Raw genomic sequence first — 17,117 nt, 5'->3', positions numbered from 1 at the left:
ACTTCAGTGATTGCCGCAGGTGCATTCATGGTCGGCGCCATGATGGCCTTTCCGGCGGCCGATCTCGACCCGCCACAAGGGCCCCGTTTCCTTGTAAACCCATGAAAACAGGCCGGGATTGCGGGTTTCAAGCTGGCGGCGCAGCGGCACCGGATCGTGATCGTTGACGATTTCCAGCGCCTCGCCGGGATCAAGCGCATCGATCATCGAAAAGATCGTGGCATGCCGCGAAACGGGCGGAATGGTGCGAACATCGATTACTGGGGTCATTGAGACAGGTTCTGCCGACATCGTATTGTTCCGTGGCTGTCAGGCTTCGAAGCATGATGACGACAGCCGCATCATCATTCGGACCATTCTAGAATGACAGGCGCGAACCGGATTTGTTGTATCTCAAAGAAAAGTGGAATTTCTGGCCGCGGTTCACCTGATCCGGCAGACGGCGTCCGCATCGGGAACGCCCTTTGGACGGACGGAAAAAAGGCAGGAGCAAGAGCGCATTTGTTACTATCTTGTACTTCGCGGTTGCCAAAAAAACATAATTGCTCAACATAAGTCTCGTTTGATGACGAGCGTTGAGAAATGGAATAAAGCTTGAAACGTTTAAAACTGGGATTTGTTTGTCTTTTTCTGACAATTGCTTCATCTGCCCATGCTTTGGAGGCCGGTTCTCCCCCGGTTCTGAAACCAATGCAGCAGCAGGCGGAGGCTGCACGTCTGACGTCGGAATTTCTCACGCGCTTTCATTATCAACCTCTTCCGCTGGACGACAAGCTTTCGGCCGAGGTCATGAATCGCTTCATCGATTCGCTCGATCCGGACCGGCTTATTTTCCTGCAAAGCGATATCGACCGCTTCAAGCGCGACAGCACCAGGATCGATGACGCGATCAGGCAGGAAAATCTCAGTATCCCCTTTGACATTTTCAATGTGTACGAAAAGCGCATTGTCGATCACATGACTTACGCGCGCGGCCTGTTGAACCAGAAGTTCGATTTCAGCGTCGACGAAAGCTATCCGCTTCACCGGGACAAGGGGCCGTGGCCCCAATCCGAAGCGGAAGCCAACGATCTGTGGCGCAAGCGGGTCAAGAACGACTGGCTGCGCCTCAAGCTTGCGGGCAAGGACGATTCTTCCATCCGCGACACGCTCGACAAGCGCTATAAAAACTCGATCGAGCGAACCAACAAGTCCAAGAGCGACGATGTATTCCAGCTCTTCATGGCCGCTTATACGACCTCGGTTGATCCGCATACGGATTATTTCGGTGCCGCCGCTTCGGCTGAATTCGATATTTCGATGAAGCTCTCGCTGGTCGGCATCGGCGCGGTCCTGCAGGAAAGGGACGATTACACCACGATCCGCGAAGTCGTGGCCGGCGGTCCGGCACAGCTTTCGGGAAAGCTTGCGGTCGGCGACCGCATCATCGGCGTCGGGCAGGGCGAGGAAGGCCCGATCAAGGAAGTCGTCGGAACACGGCTCGATGAGGTCGTGCAGCTGATCCGTGGCGACAAGGGGTCTGTCGTGCGTCTCGATATTCTGCCGGCCGATGCCGGACCGGACGGCAAGCACCATATCGTCCGTCTCGTCCGCGACAAGATCAGCCTCGACAAGCAGGCGGCGCAGAAAAAGGTGCTGTCGGTCAAGGATGGTGACGCCATCCGCAGGATCGGCGTCATTACCCTGCCGGCATTCTATGAGGATATCGAAGCGCGGCGAAAGGGCGACAAGAACTATCGCAGCGCCAGCCGCGATGTCGCCAGGCTCATCGCGGAGTTGAAGGACGAAAAGGTTGACGGCGTGCTGATCGACCTTCGCAACAATGGCGGCGGCTCGTTGTCCGAGGCCATCGACCTGACGGGCCTCTTCATTGGCAAGGGGCCGGTGGTGCAGCAGCGCAGCGCGAATGGTGAGGTCAAGGTGGAAAGCGACGATGCCGCTGCTCCCGCCTGGAAGGGTCCGCTCGGTGTCCTCATCAATCGCGGTTCGGCGTCGGCATCCGAGATTTTTGCCGCGGCCATCCAGGACTATGACCGGGGTGTGGTTATCGGTGAGCCGAGCTTCGGCAAGGGCACCGTGCAAACCGTGGTCGATCTCGATGAGGTTGCCCGTAATCCGACTCCGAAGTTCGGCGAGCTGAAACTCACCATCGCGCAGTTCTTCCGCGTCAATGGCGGCACGACGCAATTGCGCGGCGTGACACCCGATATAAGCCTGCCGGGACTGTTTGATCTCAAGGCCGTGGGCGAATCGAGTTTCGACAACGCCTTGCCGTGGACGCAGGTCAAGCCCGCGAAATACAAGTCCTTCGCGGAGGTCAAGGCGTTGCTGCCGCAACTGCAAACCCTGCACGATGCGCGTGTGCAGAAAGATCCCGAATTCCAGCTTTTTGTCGACGATGTCTCGGAATTGCAGAAACAGCGCGCGAAATCGGCGCTTTCTCTCAATGAAACCGAACGCCGCAACGAAATGCAGGCGCAGGAAAATCGCCTGAAATCGCGCAATGAGATGGATGACGGTTTCGATAAGAACAAGGACGACGGCCTGCAGTCCGACGAGCGCAGCCTGAGTGCCGACATGGCGCTGGAAAAAAACCGCAAGAACGCCAAGGATGTCCTGCGGGATGAGGCGGCGGCGATTGTCGCCGACCTGTCGGACCTTCAGGGCGTTGCGTCGAAAGCCGCTGCAAACTGATTGAAGGCGGATATGGCGATGCGGTCGCCTTGAATTGCCGCTCTCGCAACCGGCATGGACCTATTGCAAGGTCCAGTGCCGGGGGGCAGCGGCGCCTTTCCATCTCGCCATTGCCCGAACGATATTACGGGTTGATTTCGGGTTCCACGAGCCTTTTGAGCTTGTCGAGGCTTTCCTGCCAGCCGAGATAGCAGGCTTCAGCAGGAATGATATCGGGCACGCCCTGCTGTTCGATGTTTATTTCCGTTCCGACCGAAACAGCCTTCAATGTGATTGTGACTTTCATTTCACCCGGCAGGTTCGGGTCGTCGAAACTGTCCGTATAGACCAGCCGTTCCCCTGGAACGAGTTCGACATATGTGCCGCCGAACGAATGGCTGTGTCCGGTCGTGAAATTGCGGAACGACATTTTGTGGGTGCCGCCGACCTTTGCGTCCATTGCGTGGACGGTGCAGGTGAAGCCGTAGGGCGGCAGCCAGCTTGCGATCGCATCCGGCTCGACAAATGCCCGATAGAGTTTTTCCGGCTTGGCGGCGAATACACGGTGCAGGCGAATGGTGCTGGGCATGATTTCCTCCTTTGTCGTTTCGGTTCAATGGTTGGCAGGCGGTTGGAAGAGCAGGCTTATATATCGCTTGAGATGATCGATGCTTTCCACCGCACGCAGCGGGTCGCCGCTGGCCTTGGCGATGATGAAAGCCCCCTGAATGACCGCCTGCATATGAAGTGCGAGACTTTCGGCGGTGAACGCGCCTCCGACCGCGCCAATCCCGCCATGGCGCTCCATGGCGGCCCTGATGTCGGGGACCAGCGTATCGGCGTGGCTTGATATGCTGTCCCAGCAGGCATCCCGGATCACCGGACTGGTAGCATAGATCTCCTGCGTCATGGTGCCGGCAAGACAGGTGAAATCGGGCAGGTCGCCCCGAATGAGCTGCTTGCGCAATTCGACATAGGCCAGCACGCGCTCAAGCGGATCATCCGCCTTGTGATAATCGGCATTCGCGAACAAGGCGCCCGTCATCTGCGACCAGTAATTGGCCGCGGCGACGGCCAGATCTTCCTTGCTGGAAAAATGATGAAAGAAAGCGCCTTTCGACACGGATGCGCCGGCGCAGATGTCATCGACCGTCGTGGCTGTGTAGCCCTTGGTGCGAATGACGCTCAACGCCGCATCAAGCAGATTGGGCCGGGTTGAGGGATTTTGCTTGCGTGCCATGATTGTGCTCCTCCCAATATAATACCAACCAGTTGGTATGAAATCAAGTGAGCAAAGACTGTTCCGCAATCGCCATTCCACCAAGGCCGGAGAGGGCCGTCGGTTCGTCCGATGTGGATGATTCTGGGGAATGGCGTGATTCCGGCGGCTTGGCCGGGCGTGTGGACAAATTAGATGTCATTGAAATTCCCCGAAAATTCCCCGAAAATCGGGTGTTCGGAGGGAAAAATGAAAAATCTTTTTCTTTCTGCATAAGCCTTGCTTGACACTTGTTCGAGAACCCCTTAAACGACCGCTCACACCGGACGGAAACGCCGGTGCGACGCAGCCTCAGGGTTGCGGAGAAATGCGCGGGTGTAGCTCAGTTGGTTAGAGTGCCGGCCTGTCACGCCGGAGGTCGCGGGTTCGAGCCCCGTCACTCGCGCCACTTTCCTCTCAACAGATCGTTAGATTGAATGTTGACACGAAAGTGGCGCTACCGCCTTTTGTTTTCTTCAAATCACGACATGTCTTGCGAAGCCGCGAACCGTCCTCGCGCAAAAATCGCCTCACCGGACTGATTTTTGGTCCCGTCGCGAGGGGATTCGGGCAGGCATGAAGACAAGATAATGATTGGCCGGGCAGGGGTGTTGAAACTCCTGTGAATGATTTTTCCAATATCGCAATTCTTCTCAAGACACGTGCTTGACACGTGTTCGAGAACCCCTTAAACGACCGCTCACACCGGACGGAAACGCCGGTGCGACGCAGCCTCAGGGTTGCCGGAAAATGCGCGGGTGTAGCTCAGTTGGTTAGAGTGCCGGCCTGTCACGCCGGAGGTCGCGGGTTCGAGCCCCGTCACTCGCGCCACTTTCCTCTCAACAGATCGTTGGATTGAACGTTGACTTGAAAGTGGCGCCGGATCGCGTCCGTTCCGCCGGTGATGCGGCTTTATTCGGAAAATTGCTTCCACGACAGATAGGCGACCGACAGAATGATCGCTGCAATGGCGAGAAGATCGCCGCTGGCGAGCAGATAATGGCTCATGCGTGACCTCCTTATTGTGTCCTCGCCGATTATGCTTTTCATGATAACGCCCCCTGTCTGGATATGAAGGCATGGCTTGGCAGGGCTTTCGCCTTTTGGGGCGGTTCCATTCCAACTTTATTCGCAAACGCGAATGGAATTTTTTAACCGGCATGGATCAGTCCTGTCGCGGGAATATGAGTGGGCAAACAGCCAGCCGTCCGGCTGATGCATTGCCTTGGGACGAATTTCCTGTTTTCAATCGCACGGGACGGGATGACAGGAACGGATCGCTGCCGATGACCCGACGCGCTATTCTTGGTGTGCTTGCAACGTTTTTGATTCTCGCCGGCTGCGACACGCCCCGCGCGGTTTTGTGGCACGGCCCGCATTCGAGCCCGCAATCGGTCGCCGCTGCCGAGGCCGCCATCGTCAAGCCCGCCAAGCCGGCGGCCATTGTGCCCATCTATGTGGCGACAACCCGCCAGCGCTCGGATGATTTCTCGCAGCCTTACAATTCAAAGCGCTCGGAAACCTTGAATTTTGCCCTGGTCGATGTCGGCATTCCGGCGGCCCATGTGAGAGGGCAGGTCGAGTCGACCGGCTACAAGCCCAACCCCGCCAAACATTTCGCCGCGACGGCATTCCAGCCCTACGCCAATGCCGACCAGTTTCTCGCCCAACTGAATGCCGCCCTTGAAAAACGGGCCCCGAAGGACAGGGAAATCCTCATCTTCGTGCATGGCTACAACAATAATTTTGCCGACAGCACATTCCGCACCGCGCAATTCGTCCATGATTACAAGATGAATTCGGTGACGGTGGAATATGCCTGGCCATCGGGCGGGGATCTTGGCCTTTATGTCTATGATCGCGACAGCGCGAATTTCGCGCGCGACGGTCTGGCGCGTTTGCTGGAGCTTGTCGCCCGCAGCAAGGCGGAGCGCATCGTTCTGGTCGCGCATTCCATGGGCAGCTTCGTCACCATGGAAGCGCTGAGAACCCTGTCGCTGCAAGGCGAGAAGAATGTGCTGCGCCGCATCACGGCATTGCTGCTCGCGGCGCCCGACATCGATCTCGATGTCTTTGAAAGGCAGATCAGGGATATTGATCCCCTGCCGCACCCGATAGCGGTGATGACATCGCGCAGCGACCGCGCGCTCAGTGTCTCCTCCTTCATCACGGGCGGTCATGCGCGGGTGGGGGAAGGGACCAGTATTCCGACGCTCCAGAAATATGGAATAGCCGTGATCGACGCGACCAATCTGGATGGCGGCGCGCATAATGTCTTTGCGTCCTCGCCGTCGCTGATGGCGCTGGTCCGCAACGGCGCTCTTTCGCTGGATGCCCTGAACGGGCGTGAAGGCCGGCCATCCGGGGAGGCGGTGCTGGCGGATGGCGCTTCCGCAATCATGGGCGCCGCGTCGCTTGTGCTGTATCTGCCGGGGCGGCTGGTGGGGGCGACGGCTTCCGCTGCTCCGTAAGTTATCCCCAATGGGCGCCGACCCGAACTCCCGTTCGATTGATTCTTCCGGCATTTGCCCGGCGTCCCCGCGCGGCGGCTGCAAATGCCTGCCAAATCACTGAACAAGACCGCTTGACAGGGGAGAGCGTGCAAGTTTTCCTCACGAAATTATGATCTTTTCATGTTATAGGGTTTTTCAGTGGGATAAGCGGGCTTGATGCCATGTGTTGTTAAGCATCTTGGTTCGTCTTTGCCCAATAGATCGTGCCGGAGGGGTTGCGCTTGCGCACGCGCTGCGATAACCGTCCCGGCGAAAAGCGCTTAGTTCGCACGGCATGCCTTTTGAAGCTGCTTGGGGCGACGAGGTTGCAACAGATGCAATGTGTCGCATGGTCGTCAGCTTCAAAAAGCTTATGACAGGCGGCGCAGCCTCGTATTCAAGCCGGATAAAGGACCATGAACGAGCTTTTAAGTTCCTACCTGCCGATCGTCATCTTTCTCGGCATTGCGATGGTAATTGGTGTAGCCCTCCTGGTTGCACCGTTTCTTGTCGCCTATAGACAGCCCGACCCCGAAAAGCTTTCCGCTTACGAGTGCGGCTTCAATGCCTTCGATGACGCCCGTATGAAGTTCGACATCCGTTTCTATCTGGTGTCGATTCTCTTCATCATCTTCGACCTGGAAGTCGCCTTCCTTTTCCCGTGGGCCGTGTCCTTCGGTGAAATCGGCTGGTTCGGCTTTGCGTCGATGATGGTGTTCCTTGGCGTTCTGACCATCGGCTTCATCTATGAATGGAAGAAGGGAGCGCTGGAATGGGATTGACCTCAGCCACCACGACGCTCGTGGCTCCGCAGCCGAAGGGCATTCTTGACCCGCGCACGGGCAAGCCTGTCGGTTCCGACGATGCATTCTTCAACGATCTGAACAGCGAGCTTTCCGACAAGGGCTTCATCGTCACCTCGGCCGATGCCCTGATCACCTGGGCGCGCACCGGTTCGCTGATGTGGATGACCTTCGGCCTCGCATGTTGCGCCGTGGAGATGATGCATATTTCCATGCCGCGCTACGACGCCGAACGTTTCGGCATCGCGCCGCGCGCTTCACCGCGTCAGTCCGACGTGATGATCGTCGCCGGCACGCTGACCAACAAGATGGCGCCTGCGCTGCGCAAGGTCTACGACCAGATGCCGGAGCCGCGTTACGTCATTTCGATGGGCTCCTGCGCCAATGGCGGCGGCTACTACCACTATTCCTATTCGGTGGTGCGCGGCTGTGATCGCGTGGTTCCGGTCGATATCTACGTTCCGGGCTGCCCTCCGACTGCCGAAGCGCTGCTTTACGGCATTCTTCTTCTCCAGAAGAAGATCCGCCGCACCGGCACCATTGAACGCTAAGGCCGAAGAAAAGGACATTTGATCATGAGCGAAGAAGCTCTGGGTGAACTTTCCGGCTATATCAGGGAACGTCTCGGCGACGCGATCGAGGAGGCGAAGCTGGCCTATGGCGAGCTGACGCTGTCGGTTCCGGCCGCCAGCATCATCAGCGTCCTGACCTTCCTGCGTGACGACGTGCAGTGCCAGTTCGTCAATCTGACGGATATTTCGGGCGTCGACTATCCGCAGCGCGAAAAGCGCTTCGATGTCGTCTACCAGTTGATGTCCCCGCGCCAGAACCAGCGCATCCGCGTCAAGGTTCAGGCCGATGAGGACACGCTGGTGCCGTCGGCCGTTTCGGTCTTCGTCGGCGCCGAATGGTACGAGCGCGAAACCTACGACATGTACGGCGTTCTGTTCTCCGGCCATCCGGACCTGCGCCGCATCCTGACCGACTATGGTTTCGAAGGCCATCCGCTGCGCAAGGATTTCCCGACGACCGGCTTCGTCGAGGTTCGTTACAATGACGAGCTGAAGCGCGTCGTCTACGAGCCGGTGCAGCTGCGTCAGGAATTCCGCAATTTTGACTTCCTCTCGCCATGGGAAGGAACGGATTACGTTCTGCCGGGCGACGAGAAAGCCAAGGCGAACTGAGGACAGACTCATGGGCGCAGGCGAAAGATTGAACGGTCAATGTCTTTGCGGAGCGGTGAAATTCACCGCCGTTCCGGCCAAGATGGAGATGGATGTCTGCCATTGCAGCATGTGCCGGCAATGGTCGGGCGGCACATTCATGGCCGTCAATTGCGGCACGTCCGTCGAGATCGAGGACGAGGCTGCCCTGACGACCTATTCCTCTTCGGAATGGGGCGAGCGCCGCTTCTGCACGACGTGCGGTTCTTCGCTGTTCTGGCGCGGTGTCCATGATGGAATGACGGTCGTTTCGATGCAGGCTTTCGCCGAGCCGGAACGGTTCCATTTCGCCGAAGAAATCTTCATCGATAACAAGCCTGCGAATTACGATTTTGCCAATGACACCCACCGGATGACCGGCGAGGAGTTCTTGGCGGCTCTTGCAGCCAAACAGGAAGCTGAACATGGCTGAGACTCAGGTCCGCAATTTCAATATCAACTTCGGTCCGCAGCACCCTGCCGCGCACGGCGTGCTGCGTCTGGTGCTGGAGCTCGACGGCGAAGTGGTCGAGCGCGTCGATCCGCATATCGGTCTGCTGCATCGCGGCACCGAAAAGCTGATGGAAGCCAAGACCTATCTTCAGGCTGTGCCTTATCTCGACCGCCTCGACTATGTGGCGCCGATGAACCAGGAGCACGCCTATGCGCTTGCCGTCGAACGCCTGCTGGGCATCGATGTGCCCAAGCGCGGCCAGGTGATCCGCGTTCTCTATTCGGAAATCGGCCGTATCCTGAACCACCTTCTCAACGTGACCACGCAGGCCATGGACGTTGGCGCGCTGACGCCGCCGCTCTGGGGCTTCGAGGAACGCGAAAAGCTGATGGTGTTCTATGAACGCGCCTGCGGCGCGCGCATGCACGCCGCCTATTTCCGTCCGGGCGGCGTCCATCAGGACCTGCCGGATCAGCTTGTTGAAGACATCGGCAAATGGATCGATCCGTTCTTCACCACGCTCAACAATCTCGATGACCTCATCACGCCCAACCGCATTTTCAAGCAGCGCAACGTCGATATCGGCGTGGTTTCGCTGGAAGATGCATGGGCATGGGGCTTCTCGGGCGTCATGGTTCGCGGTTCGGGCGCTGCATGGGATCTGCGCAAGTCGCAGCCTTACGAGTGCTACAACGAGATGGAATTCGACATTCCGGTCGGCAAGAACGGCGACTGCTATGACCGTTACCTGATCCGCATGGAAGAAATGCGCCAGTCGGCCAAGATCATGCGCCAGTGCGTCGATCTCCTGCTCGGCAAGGAGCGCGTCGGTCCGGTTTCCAACACCGACAACAAGATCGTGCCGCCGAAGCGCGGCGAGATGAAGCGTTCGATGGAAGCGCTCATCCATCACTTCAAGCTTTACACGGAAGGCTACCATGTGCCTGCCGGTGAAGTTTACGCGGCAGTTGAAGCCCCGAAGGGCGAATTTGGCGTCTTCCTCGTCTCGGACGGCTCCAACAAGCCTTATCGCTGCAAGCTGCGCGCTCCGGGCTTTGCCCATCTTCAAGCCATGGATTTCCTGTGCCGCGGCCATATGCTGGCCGACGTGTCGGCAATTCTTGGCTCGCTCGATATCGTGTTTGGTGAGGTTGACCGCTGATGTCCGTTCGCCGTCTCGCAGATGATGCCGTCCAGCCAGCTACTTTCGCGTTCAGCGCGGAAAATGAGGCTTGGGCGCGCAAGACGATTGCAAAATTCCCCGAAGGCCGCCAGCAGTCGGCTGTCATTCCGCTGCTCATGCGAGCGCAGGAACAGCAGGGCTGGGTCACGAAGGCTTCGATCGAATATGTCGCCGCCATGCTCGACATGCCGCTGATCCGCGTTCTGGAAGTGGCAACCTTCTATACGCAGTTCCAGCTGAAGCCGGTCGGCACGCGCGCCCACATCCAGGTTTGCGGCACCACGCCCTGCATGCTGCGCGGTTCGGAAGCGCTGATGGATGTCTGCCGCCACAAGATCAACCACGACCCGTTTGAGCTCAATGCCGACGGCACGCTGTCGTGGGAAGAGGTGGAATGCCAGGGCGCCTGCGCCAATGCACCGATGGTCATGATCTTCAAGGACGCCTATGAAGACCTGACGCCGGAACGCCTTGCCGAAATCATCGACGCTTTCGAAGCGGGCAAGGGCGACACGGTCAAGCCGGGCCCGCAGGACGGTCGCGTGACGTCCGAGCCGATCAACGGCCTGACGTCGCTCACCGAAGATCTGGACTACAAGAAGATCGGCCTTGAAACCCGCAAGGCATCGGACGCCGCAGCAGCCAAGGCGAAGGCCGAAGCGGAAGCCAAGGCCAAGGCGGAAGCCGAAGCCAAGGCGGCCACGCCGTCGAACACGGCAAAGCCTGTCACCAACGCACCGGAAACCGATCCGGCGCTGAAGACGCCTTCGCCGGTCAAGGTTTCCAATGCCGCCGAAAAGGCCGCATCGGTCGAAGCCGGGCAGGGCGTCAAGCTTGACGACAAGAACCGTCCGGAAGCCATGGAGCGCCCGGAAGCGGTCGACGACCTGAAGCTGATCTCGGGCGTCGGTCCGAAGATCGAGGAAACCCTGCATGAGCTGGGCATCTTCACCTTCCGGCAGGTCGCTTCCTGGAAGAAGGCCGAGCGCGAATGGGTCGACGGTTATCTCAACTTCCACGGTCGCATCGAGCGTGAGGACTGGGTGAAGCAGGCCAAGGCTTTGGCCAAGGGCGGCGTCGAGGAATACATCAAGGTATTCGGAAAGAAGCCGGTATGATGACTTCGATATTGGCAAACACGAACGGAAACAGGTGAGACATGCTGGCTGATAAAGATCGCATCTTCACCAATATCTACGGCTTCAAGGACAAGTCCCTGAAGGGTGCCATGGCGCGCGGCCAATGGGACAACACCAAGGGCTTCATCGAAAAGGGCCGTGACTGGATCATCGAGGAGATGAAGGCGTCGGGCCTGCGCGGCCGCGGCGGCGCCGGCTTCCCGACGGGCCTCAAATGGTCGTTCATGCCCAAGCAGAGCGACGGCCGCCCGCATTATCTGGTTGTCAACGCCGACGAATCCGAACCCGGCACCTGCAAGGACCGCGAAATCCTGCGCCACGATCCGCACACGCTGATCGAAGGCTGCGTGATCGCCGGTTGCGCCATGGGCGCACACACCGCCTATATTTACATTCGCGGCGAATTCATGCGCGAGCGCGAAGCCCTTCAGGCCGCTATCGACGAATGCTATGAAGCGGGCCTGCTCGGCAAGAATAACAAGTGCGGCTGGGATATGGATGTTCTCGTCTCCCACGGCGCCGGCGCTTATATCTGCGGCGAGGAAACGGCGCTGCTCGAAAGCCTTGAAGGCAAGAAGGGCCAGCCGCGCCTCAAGCCGCCATTCCCGGCCAATATGGGCCTTTATGGCTGCCCGACGACGGTGAACAATGTGGAATCGATTGCCGTTGCGCCGACGATCCTGCGTCGCGGCGCGGCCTGGTTCTCGTCCATCGGACGCCCGAACAATGTCGGCACCAAGCTGTTCCAGATTTCGGGCCACGTGAACACGCCCTGCGTCGTGGAGGAAGGCCTTGGCATTCCGTTCCGCGAACTGATCGAAAAGCACGCTGGCGGCATTCGCGGCGGTTTCGACAATCTGCTGGCGGTCATTCCCGGCGGCGCGTCGTGCCCGGTCATCAAGGGCGAGGACATGATGGACGCCATCATGGACTTTGACGGCATGCGCGACAAGAAATCGTCGTTCGGCACCGGCGGCCTGATCGTCATGGACAAGTCCACCGACATCATCAAGGCGATTGCGCGCTTGTCCGCCTTCTTCAAGCATGAGAGCTGCGGCCAGTGCACGCCATGCCGCGAAGGCACCGGCTGGATGTGGCGCGTGATGGAACGCATGGTCAAGGGCAATGCGCAGAAGCGCGAGATCGACATGCTGTTCGATGTCACCAAGCAGATTGAAGGTCACACGATCTGCGCGCTTGGTGATGCGGCTGCATGGCCGATCCAGGGCCTGATCCGCAATTTCCGTCCGGAAATTGAAAAGCGCATTGACGATTATACCCGCAACGCCGTTCAAAGCCGCAATATCCGTCTGGAAGCGGCTGAATAGGTTGTGTGAGCCTGCCCGGCAGGGCATGGCCCCGAAAAGTGCCTGGTGGTTTTCGGAAAAGGCCATGCCGATACAAGGGCAGGCGCAAGAGTTTGAGATCTGGAAGATGCGGCCTAAGCCGCAGGTTTGGATAAGCGATGGCAAAGATCAAGGTTGACGGCACAGAGATCGAAGTACCCGATCACTATACGCTCCTTCAGGCTGCCGAAGCCGCGGGTGCGGAAGTCCCGCGTTTCTGTTTCCACGAACGGCTTTCCATCGCCGGAAACTGCCGTATGTGCCTGGTTGAAGTGAAGGGCGGACCGCCGAAGCCGGCGGCATCCTGCGCCATGGGCGTGCGCGATCTGCGTCCCGGCCCGAATGGCGAGGCGCCGGAAATCTTCACCAACACGCCGATGGTCAAGAAGGCCCGCGAAGGCGTGATGGAATTCCTGCTCATCAACCACCCGCTGGATTGCCCGATCTGCGATCAGGGCGGCGAGTGCGATCTGCAGGATCAGGCAATGGCTTTCGGCACGGACGGTTCGCGCTATCGCGAGAACAAGCGTGCGGTCGAAAACAAATATATCGGCCCGCTCGTCAAGACGGTGATGACGCGCTGCATCCACTGCACGCGCTGCGTCCGCTTCACGACGGAAGTGGCTGGCATTTCCGAACTCGGCCTCATCGGCCGCGGTGAGGACGCCGAGATCACCACCTATCTCGAACGCGCCATGACCTCGGAATTGCAGGGCAATGTGATCGATCTTTGCCCGGTCGGCGCACTGACCTCGCGTCCTTATGCGTTCCAGGCCCGCCCGTGGGAACTGAACAAGACCGAAACCATCGACGTGATGGATGCGGTCGGCTCGAACATCCGTGTCGACACCCGTGGCCGCGAAGTGATGCGCATCATGCCGCGCGTCAATGAAGCGGTGAACGAAGAGTGGATTTCCGACAAGACCCGCTTCATCTGGGATGGCCTGCGCACCCAGCGCCTCGACCGCCCCTATGTGCGCAAGGATGGCCGTCTGGTTGCCGCAAGCTGGCCGGAAGCCTTTGCCGCCATTGCCGCCAAGGTTTCCGCAACCTCCGCCGACAAGATCGGCGCTGTTGCCGGTGATCTGGCTTCGGTTGAGGAAATCTATGCGCTGAAGGGCCTGATGGCTTCGCTGGGCTCCGTCCATATCGACAGCCGCCAGGATGGCGCAGCGCTCGATCCGGCACTGGGCCGCGCAACCTATCTCTTCAATTCCACGATCGAAGGCATTGAAAACGCTGATGCTCTGCTCATCATCGGTTCCAATCCGCGCATCGAGGCCGCGGTCCTCAACGCCCGCATCCGCAAGCGTCAGCGCATGGGCCATTTCCCGGTCGCCCTGATCGGTGAACAGGCCGAACTGCGTTACGATTACGAATATCTGGGCGCAGGTGCCGACACACTGGCATCCGTCGCTGCTGGCACCAACGCCTTCCGCGACGTGCTGGCCAAGGCTGAGCGTCCGCTGATCATCATCGGCCAGGGCGCGCTGACCGGCGAAAACGGCCGCGCGGTTCTGTCGACCGCCGCCAAGCTCGCGGAGGCAGTCGGCGCGATCAAGGATGGGTGGAATGGCTTCTCCGTTCTGCACACCGCCGCTTCGCGCGTTGGCGCTCTGGACCTCGGCTTCGTGCCGGGCGAGGGCGGCAAGGCGGCTGGCGACATGCTGGGCAATCTCGACATCGTGTTCCTGCTCGGCGCGGACGAACTCGACATGACCGGAAAGGGATCGAGCTTCGTCGTCTATATCGGCACGCATGGCGATGCCGGCGCACATGCCGCCGACGTGATCCTGCCCGGCGCGGCCTATACGGAAAAGTCAGGCACCTGGCTCAACACCGAAGGTCGCGTGCAGCTTGGCAGCCGCGCCGGTTTCGCACCGGGCGAGGCGAAGGAAGACTGGGCAATCCTGCGCGCTCTTTCCGACAGCCTTGGCAAGCGCCTGCCGTTCGATTCGTTGCAGCAGCTTCGCGCCAGGCTCTATGCGGACTATCCGCATATGCTGGCCATCGACACCATCACGCCCGCTTCGGCCGACGATCTCGTCGCGCTGGCGGCGAAAGCATCCAATCCGGGCAACGGCGCTGCGTTCGTTTCCCCGGTCAAGGACTTCTACCTGACGAACCCAATCGCGCGCGCTTCCGCCGTCATGGCCGAATGCTCGGCGCTCGCGGCCGGCGGCTTCCAACAGGCAGCTGAGTAAGCGAGAGAGAGACGGAACAATGGAAGGAATTTTTGCAGCTTACGTCTTGCCCGCGCTTATCATAGCGCTGAAGTCGGTCGTTCTGCTCGTCGTATTGCTGATCGTCGTCGCTTACCTGCTTTACGCGGATCGCAAGATCTGGGCGGCGGTGCAGCTTCGTCGCGGCCCGAACGTCGTCGGTCCCTGGGGTCTGTTCCAGGCTTTTGCCGACTTGTTGAAGTTCGTCTTCAAGGAACCGATCATCCCGTCTGGCGCAAACAAGGGTGTCTTCCTCCTTGCGCCTTTCATTTCCGCCGTTCTGGCAATGGCGACCTGGGCGGTCATCCCGGTCAATGAAGGCTGGGCCATCGCCAATATCAATGTCGGCATTCTCTATATCTTCGCCATTTCTTCGCTCGAAGTTTACGGCGTGATCATGGGCGGCTGGGCATCGAACTCGAAATATCCGTTCCTCGGCGCGCTTCGTTCCGCCGCGCAGATGGTTTCGTATGAAGTTTCCATCGGTTTCGTGATCGTCACGGTTCTCCTGACGGTCGGCTCGCTCAACCTGACCGACATCGTGCTGTCGCAGAATACCGGCCTTGGCACCATGCTTGGCCTGCCGGCTTCGTTCCTCGACTGGAACTGGCTCTGCCTGTTCCCGATGTTCGTGATCTTCTTCATTTCGGCGCTTGCCGAAACGAACCGCCCGCCATTCGACCTTGTGGAAGCCGAATCCGAACTCGTGGCCGGTCACATGATCGAATATTCGTCCACGCCGTTCCTTCTGTTCTTCCTCGGCGAATATGTGGCGATCACGCTGATGTGCGCCCTGATGACGGTGCTCTTCCTCGGCGGCTGGCTGCCTCCGGTGGATGTGTGGTTCCTCAGCTGGGTTCCGGGCATTATCTGGTTCATGCTGAAGCTCTGCTTCTGCTTCTTCCTCTTCGCAATGGTGAAGGCTTTCGTTCCGCGTTACCGCTACGACCAGCTGATGCGCCTTGGCTGGAAAGTGTTCCTGCCGATCTCGCTCTTCATGGTTGTCGCAACCGCGACCTTCCTCAAAGTCTTCGGTCTGGCGTAAGGAGTAAAACCCATGGCAACATTTGCTCAAGCAGCCAAATCGCTCCTGCTCAAGGAATTCGTCGGCGCGTTCTTTCTTTCCATGCGCCAGTTCTTCGCGCCCAAGGCGACGCTGAACTACCCGCATGAAAAGGGCCCTGTCTCGCCGCGCTTTCGCGGCGAACATGCGCTGCGCCGTTATCCGAACGGTGAGGAACGCTGCATCGCCTGCAAGCTTTGCGAGGCGATCTGCCCGGCGCAGGCCATCACCATCGAGGCCGGTCCGCGCCGCAATGACGGCACCCGCCGCACGGTGCGCTACGACATCGACATGGTGAAGTGCATCTATTGCGGTTTCTGCCAGGAAGCATGCCCGGTGGACGCCATCGTGGAAGGTCCGAATTTCGAATTCGCGACCGAAACCCGCGAGGAACTCTACTATGACAAGGACAAGCTCCTTGCCAATGGCGACCGCTGGGAACGCGAAATCGCGCGCAATATCGCGATGGATGCGCCATATCGCTGATTGGTTTGAGCATGTCCGGCAGAAGCGCGAAGCGGTTTTGCACGGGACGATGCGATAAAGGGTTTAGGCATTGGATTGGAAAAGCCTTTTTAATCCGATACTTGAACATGAATTTGAATAAAGCGGGCGAAGCAATAGGGCTTTGCTCACGGAAAGGTGTTGGGGGAACCCCATGCTGACAGGTATTGCGGCAGCGTTTTTCTATCTGTTCGCCTTCATCATGATCGCATCCGCGTTCATGGTGATCGCGGCACGCAACCCCGTGCATTCGGTGCTGTTTCTGATCCTCACATTCTTCAATGCGGCAGCTTTGTTCCTGCTGACGGGGGCCGAGTTCCTCGCCATGATCCTGCTCGTCGTTTATGTCGGCGCGGTGGCGGTTCTCTTCCTCTTCGTCGTCATGATGCTGGATGTGGACTTTGCCGAACTGAAGCGCGGCGCATTGCAATATGCACCCGTCGGCGCTCTGGTCGGCCTCATCCTGCTCGGCGAGCTGATCTTCGTTTTCGCAAGCAACATGTTTGCGCCGAAGCTGGGGCAGGGCGCCGTGCCGATCCCCGATGTTGCCACGCGGACCAATACCGCTGCGCTTGGCGACATTCTCTACACCGACTACGTCTTCTACTTCCAGGTCGCAGGTCTCGTCCTTCTGGTGGCGATGATCGGCGCCATCGTTCTGACGCTGCGGCACAAGCCGAATGTCAAGCGCCAGTCCATCCCGGCCCAGGTTGCTCGCACGCCCGAAACGGCGATCGAGATCAAAAAGGTCGAAACGGGCAAAGGCATCTGAGGATAA

The 17,117-nt window shown here is 59.0% G+C and carries 17 protein-coding genes and 2 tRNA genes; 16 read left to right on the top strand and 3 right to left on the bottom strand.

Annotation, left to right across the window (positions count from 1 at the left end; translation table 11 throughout):
• Positions 1-3: 3 nt before the first annotated feature.
• Positions 4-291: a DUF2249 domain-containing protein gene (locus AVM02_RS03940; protein WP_411505714.1), complete on the bottom strand. Its 288-nt coding sequence runs from the start codon at positions 289-291 to the stop codon at positions 4-6.
• A 399-nt stretch (positions 292-690) separates the two neighbouring features.
• On the opposite strand from AVM02_RS03940, the gene AVM02_RS03935 reads away from it, so the two are divergent.
• Entirely contained in the window at positions 691-2,694 is a 2,004-nt protein-coding gene (locus AVM02_RS03935) for a carboxy terminal-processing peptidase (protein WP_411505713.1), read from the top strand.
• A 124-nt stretch (positions 2,695-2,818) separates the two neighbouring features.
• Here AVM02_RS03935 and AVM02_RS03930 read toward each other — a convergent pair whose 3' ends face one another.
• Positions 2,819-3,262, bottom strand: a complete 444-nt coding sequence (locus tag AVM02_RS03930; protein ID WP_411505712.1) for an SRPBCC family protein — start codon at positions 3,260-3,262, stop codon at positions 2,819-2,821.
• Between the two features lie 24 nt (positions 3,263-3,286).
• Positions 3,287-3,913, bottom strand: a complete 627-nt coding sequence (locus AVM02_RS03925; protein WP_411505711.1) for a TetR/AcrR family transcriptional regulator — start codon at positions 3,911-3,913, stop codon at positions 3,287-3,289.
• Positions 3,914-3,960: 47 nt separating this feature from the next.
• On the opposite strand from AVM02_RS03925, the gene AVM02_RS03920 reads away from it, so the two are divergent.
• The 15 genes from AVM02_RS03920 to AVM02_RS03850 all read left to right on the top strand — a co-directional run bounded on the left by AVM02_RS03920 (position 3,961) and on the right by AVM02_RS03850 (position 17,111).
• Positions 3,961-4,179, top strand: a complete 219-nt coding sequence (locus tag AVM02_RS03920; protein ID WP_411505710.1) for a hypothetical protein — start codon at positions 3,961-3,963, stop codon at positions 4,177-4,179.
• Positions 4,180-4,263: 84 nt separating this feature from the next.
• Positions 4,264-4,340, top strand: a tRNA-Asp gene (locus AVM02_RS03915).
• A gap of 345 nt (positions 4,341-4,685) precedes the next feature.
• Positions 4,686-4,762, top strand: a tRNA-Asp gene (locus AVM02_RS03910).
• 455 nt (positions 4,763-5,217) lie between these two features.
• Entirely contained in the window at positions 5,218-6,402 is a 1,185-nt protein-coding gene (locus AVM02_RS03905) for an alpha/beta hydrolase (protein WP_411505709.1), read from the top strand.
• Positions 6,403-6,839: 437 nt separating this feature from the next.
• Entirely contained in the window at positions 6,840-7,205 is a 366-nt protein-coding gene (locus AVM02_RS03900) for an NADH-quinone oxidoreductase subunit A (protein ID WP_006466588.1), read from the top strand.
• Positions 7,196-7,777, top strand: coding sequence for a NuoB/complex I 20 kDa subunit family protein (locus AVM02_RS03895; RefSeq protein ID WP_411505708.1), 582 nt, complete (start codon positions 7,196-7,198; stop codon positions 7,775-7,777). Before AVM02_RS03900 ends, AVM02_RS03895 begins: the two co-directional genes overlap by 10 nt.
• Before the next feature lie 24 nt (positions 7,778-7,801).
• Entirely contained in the window at positions 7,802-8,410 is a 609-nt protein-coding gene (locus tag AVM02_RS03890; protein WP_411505707.1) for an NADH-quinone oxidoreductase subunit C, read from the top strand.
• 10 nt (positions 8,411-8,420) lie between these two features.
• A complete protein-coding gene (locus AVM02_RS03885) occupies positions 8,421-8,861 on the top strand; it encodes a GFA family protein (protein WP_411505706.1) in 441 nt (146 codons plus the stop codon).
• A complete protein-coding gene (locus AVM02_RS03880) occupies positions 8,854-10,044 on the top strand; it encodes an NADH-quinone oxidoreductase subunit D (protein ID WP_411505705.1) in 1,191 nt (396 codons plus the stop codon). The genes AVM02_RS03885 and AVM02_RS03880 overlap by 8 nt, the downstream gene beginning before the upstream one ends.
• A complete protein-coding gene (locus AVM02_RS03875) occupies positions 10,044-11,183 on the top strand; it encodes an NADH-quinone oxidoreductase subunit E (protein ID WP_411505704.1) in 1,140 nt (379 codons plus the stop codon). Before AVM02_RS03880 ends, AVM02_RS03875 begins: the two co-directional genes overlap by 1 nt.
• 41 nt (positions 11,184-11,224) lie before the next feature.
• Positions 11,225-12,532, top strand: a complete 1,308-nt coding sequence (gene nuoF, locus AVM02_RS03870; protein ID WP_411505703.1) for an NADH-quinone oxidoreductase subunit NuoF — start codon at positions 11,225-11,227, stop codon at positions 12,530-12,532.
• Between the two features lie 137 nt (positions 12,533-12,669).
• Entirely contained in the window at positions 12,670-14,754 is a 2,085-nt protein-coding gene (nuoG, locus tag AVM02_RS03865; protein ID WP_411505702.1) for an NADH-quinone oxidoreductase subunit NuoG, read from the top strand.
• A gap of 19 nt (positions 14,755-14,773) precedes the next feature.
• Complete coding sequence (nuoH, locus tag AVM02_RS03860) at positions 14,774-15,817, top strand: NADH-quinone oxidoreductase subunit NuoH (protein ID WP_411505701.1); 1,044 nt, start codon at positions 14,774-14,776, stop codon at positions 15,815-15,817.
• A gap of 12 nt (positions 15,818-15,829) precedes the next feature.
• Entirely contained in the window at positions 15,830-16,321 is a 492-nt protein-coding gene (gene nuoI, locus AVM02_RS03855; RefSeq protein WP_140019677.1) for an NADH-quinone oxidoreductase subunit NuoI, read from the top strand.
• A gap of 172 nt (positions 16,322-16,493) precedes the next feature.
• Positions 16,494-17,111, top strand: a complete 618-nt coding sequence (locus tag AVM02_RS03850) for an NADH-quinone oxidoreductase subunit J (protein ID WP_411505700.1) — start codon at positions 16,494-16,496, stop codon at positions 17,109-17,111.
• Positions 17,112-17,117 lie beyond the last annotated feature (6 nt).

Origin of the sequence: Brucella anthropi (assembly GCF_046630315.1) — a bacterium.
GTDB classification, from domain to species: domain Bacteria; phylum Pseudomonadota; class Alphaproteobacteria; order Rhizobiales; family Rhizobiaceae; genus Brucella; species Brucella anthropi_A.
The sequence above is the reverse complement of the archived record's forward strand: the minus strand, read 5'-3'. Positions and strand labels throughout refer to the sequence as shown.

Bases quoted from the DNA above. Each gene is read 5' to 3' on its own strand.
- AVM02_RS03940 (WP_411505714.1), bottom strand. From the start codon at position 291: ATGTCGGCAGAACCTGTCTCAATGACCCCAGTAATCGATGTTCGCACC.
- AVM02_RS03935 (WP_411505713.1), top strand. From the start codon at position 691: ATGCAGCAGCAGGCGGAGGCTGCACGTCTGACGTCGGAATTTCTCACG.
- AVM02_RS03930 (WP_411505712.1), bottom strand. From the start codon at position 3,262: ATGCCCAGCACCATTCGCCTGCACCGTGTATTCGCCGCCAAGCCGGAA.
- AVM02_RS03925 (WP_411505711.1), bottom strand. From the start codon at position 3,913: ATGGCACGCAAGCAAAATCCCTCAACCCGGCCCAATCTGCTTGATGCG.
- AVM02_RS03905 (WP_411505709.1), top strand. From the start codon at position 5,218: ATGACCCGACGCGCTATTCTTGGTGTGCTTGCAACGTTTTTGATTCTC.
- AVM02_RS03900 (WP_006466588.1), top strand. From the start codon at position 6,840: ATGAACGAGCTTTTAAGTTCCTACCTGCCGATCGTCATCTTTCTCGGC.
- AVM02_RS03895 (WP_411505708.1), top strand. From the start codon at position 7,196: ATGGGATTGACCTCAGCCACCACGACGCTCGTGGCTCCGCAGCCGAAG.
- AVM02_RS03890 (WP_411505707.1), top strand. From the start codon at position 7,802: ATGAGCGAAGAAGCTCTGGGTGAACTTTCCGGCTATATCAGGGAACGT.
- AVM02_RS03885 (WP_411505706.1), top strand. From the start codon at position 8,421: ATGGGCGCAGGCGAAAGATTGAACGGTCAATGTCTTTGCGGAGCGGTG.
- AVM02_RS03880 (WP_411505705.1), top strand. From the start codon at position 8,854: ATGGCTGAGACTCAGGTCCGCAATTTCAATATCAACTTCGGTCCGCAG.
- AVM02_RS03875 (WP_411505704.1), top strand. From the start codon at position 10,044: ATGTCCGTTCGCCGTCTCGCAGATGATGCCGTCCAGCCAGCTACTTTC.
- nuoF (WP_411505703.1), top strand. From the start codon at position 11,225: ATGCTGGCTGATAAAGATCGCATCTTCACCAATATCTACGGCTTCAAG.
- nuoG (WP_411505702.1), top strand. From the start codon at position 12,670: ATGGCAAAGATCAAGGTTGACGGCACAGAGATCGAAGTACCCGATCAC.
- nuoH (WP_411505701.1), top strand. From the start codon at position 14,774: ATGGAAGGAATTTTTGCAGCTTACGTCTTGCCCGCGCTTATCATAGCG.
- nuoI (WP_140019677.1), top strand. From the start codon at position 15,830: ATGGCAACATTTGCTCAAGCAGCCAAATCGCTCCTGCTCAAGGAATTC.
- AVM02_RS03850 (WP_411505700.1), top strand. From the start codon at position 16,494: ATGCTGACAGGTATTGCGGCAGCGTTTTTCTATCTGTTCGCCTTCATC.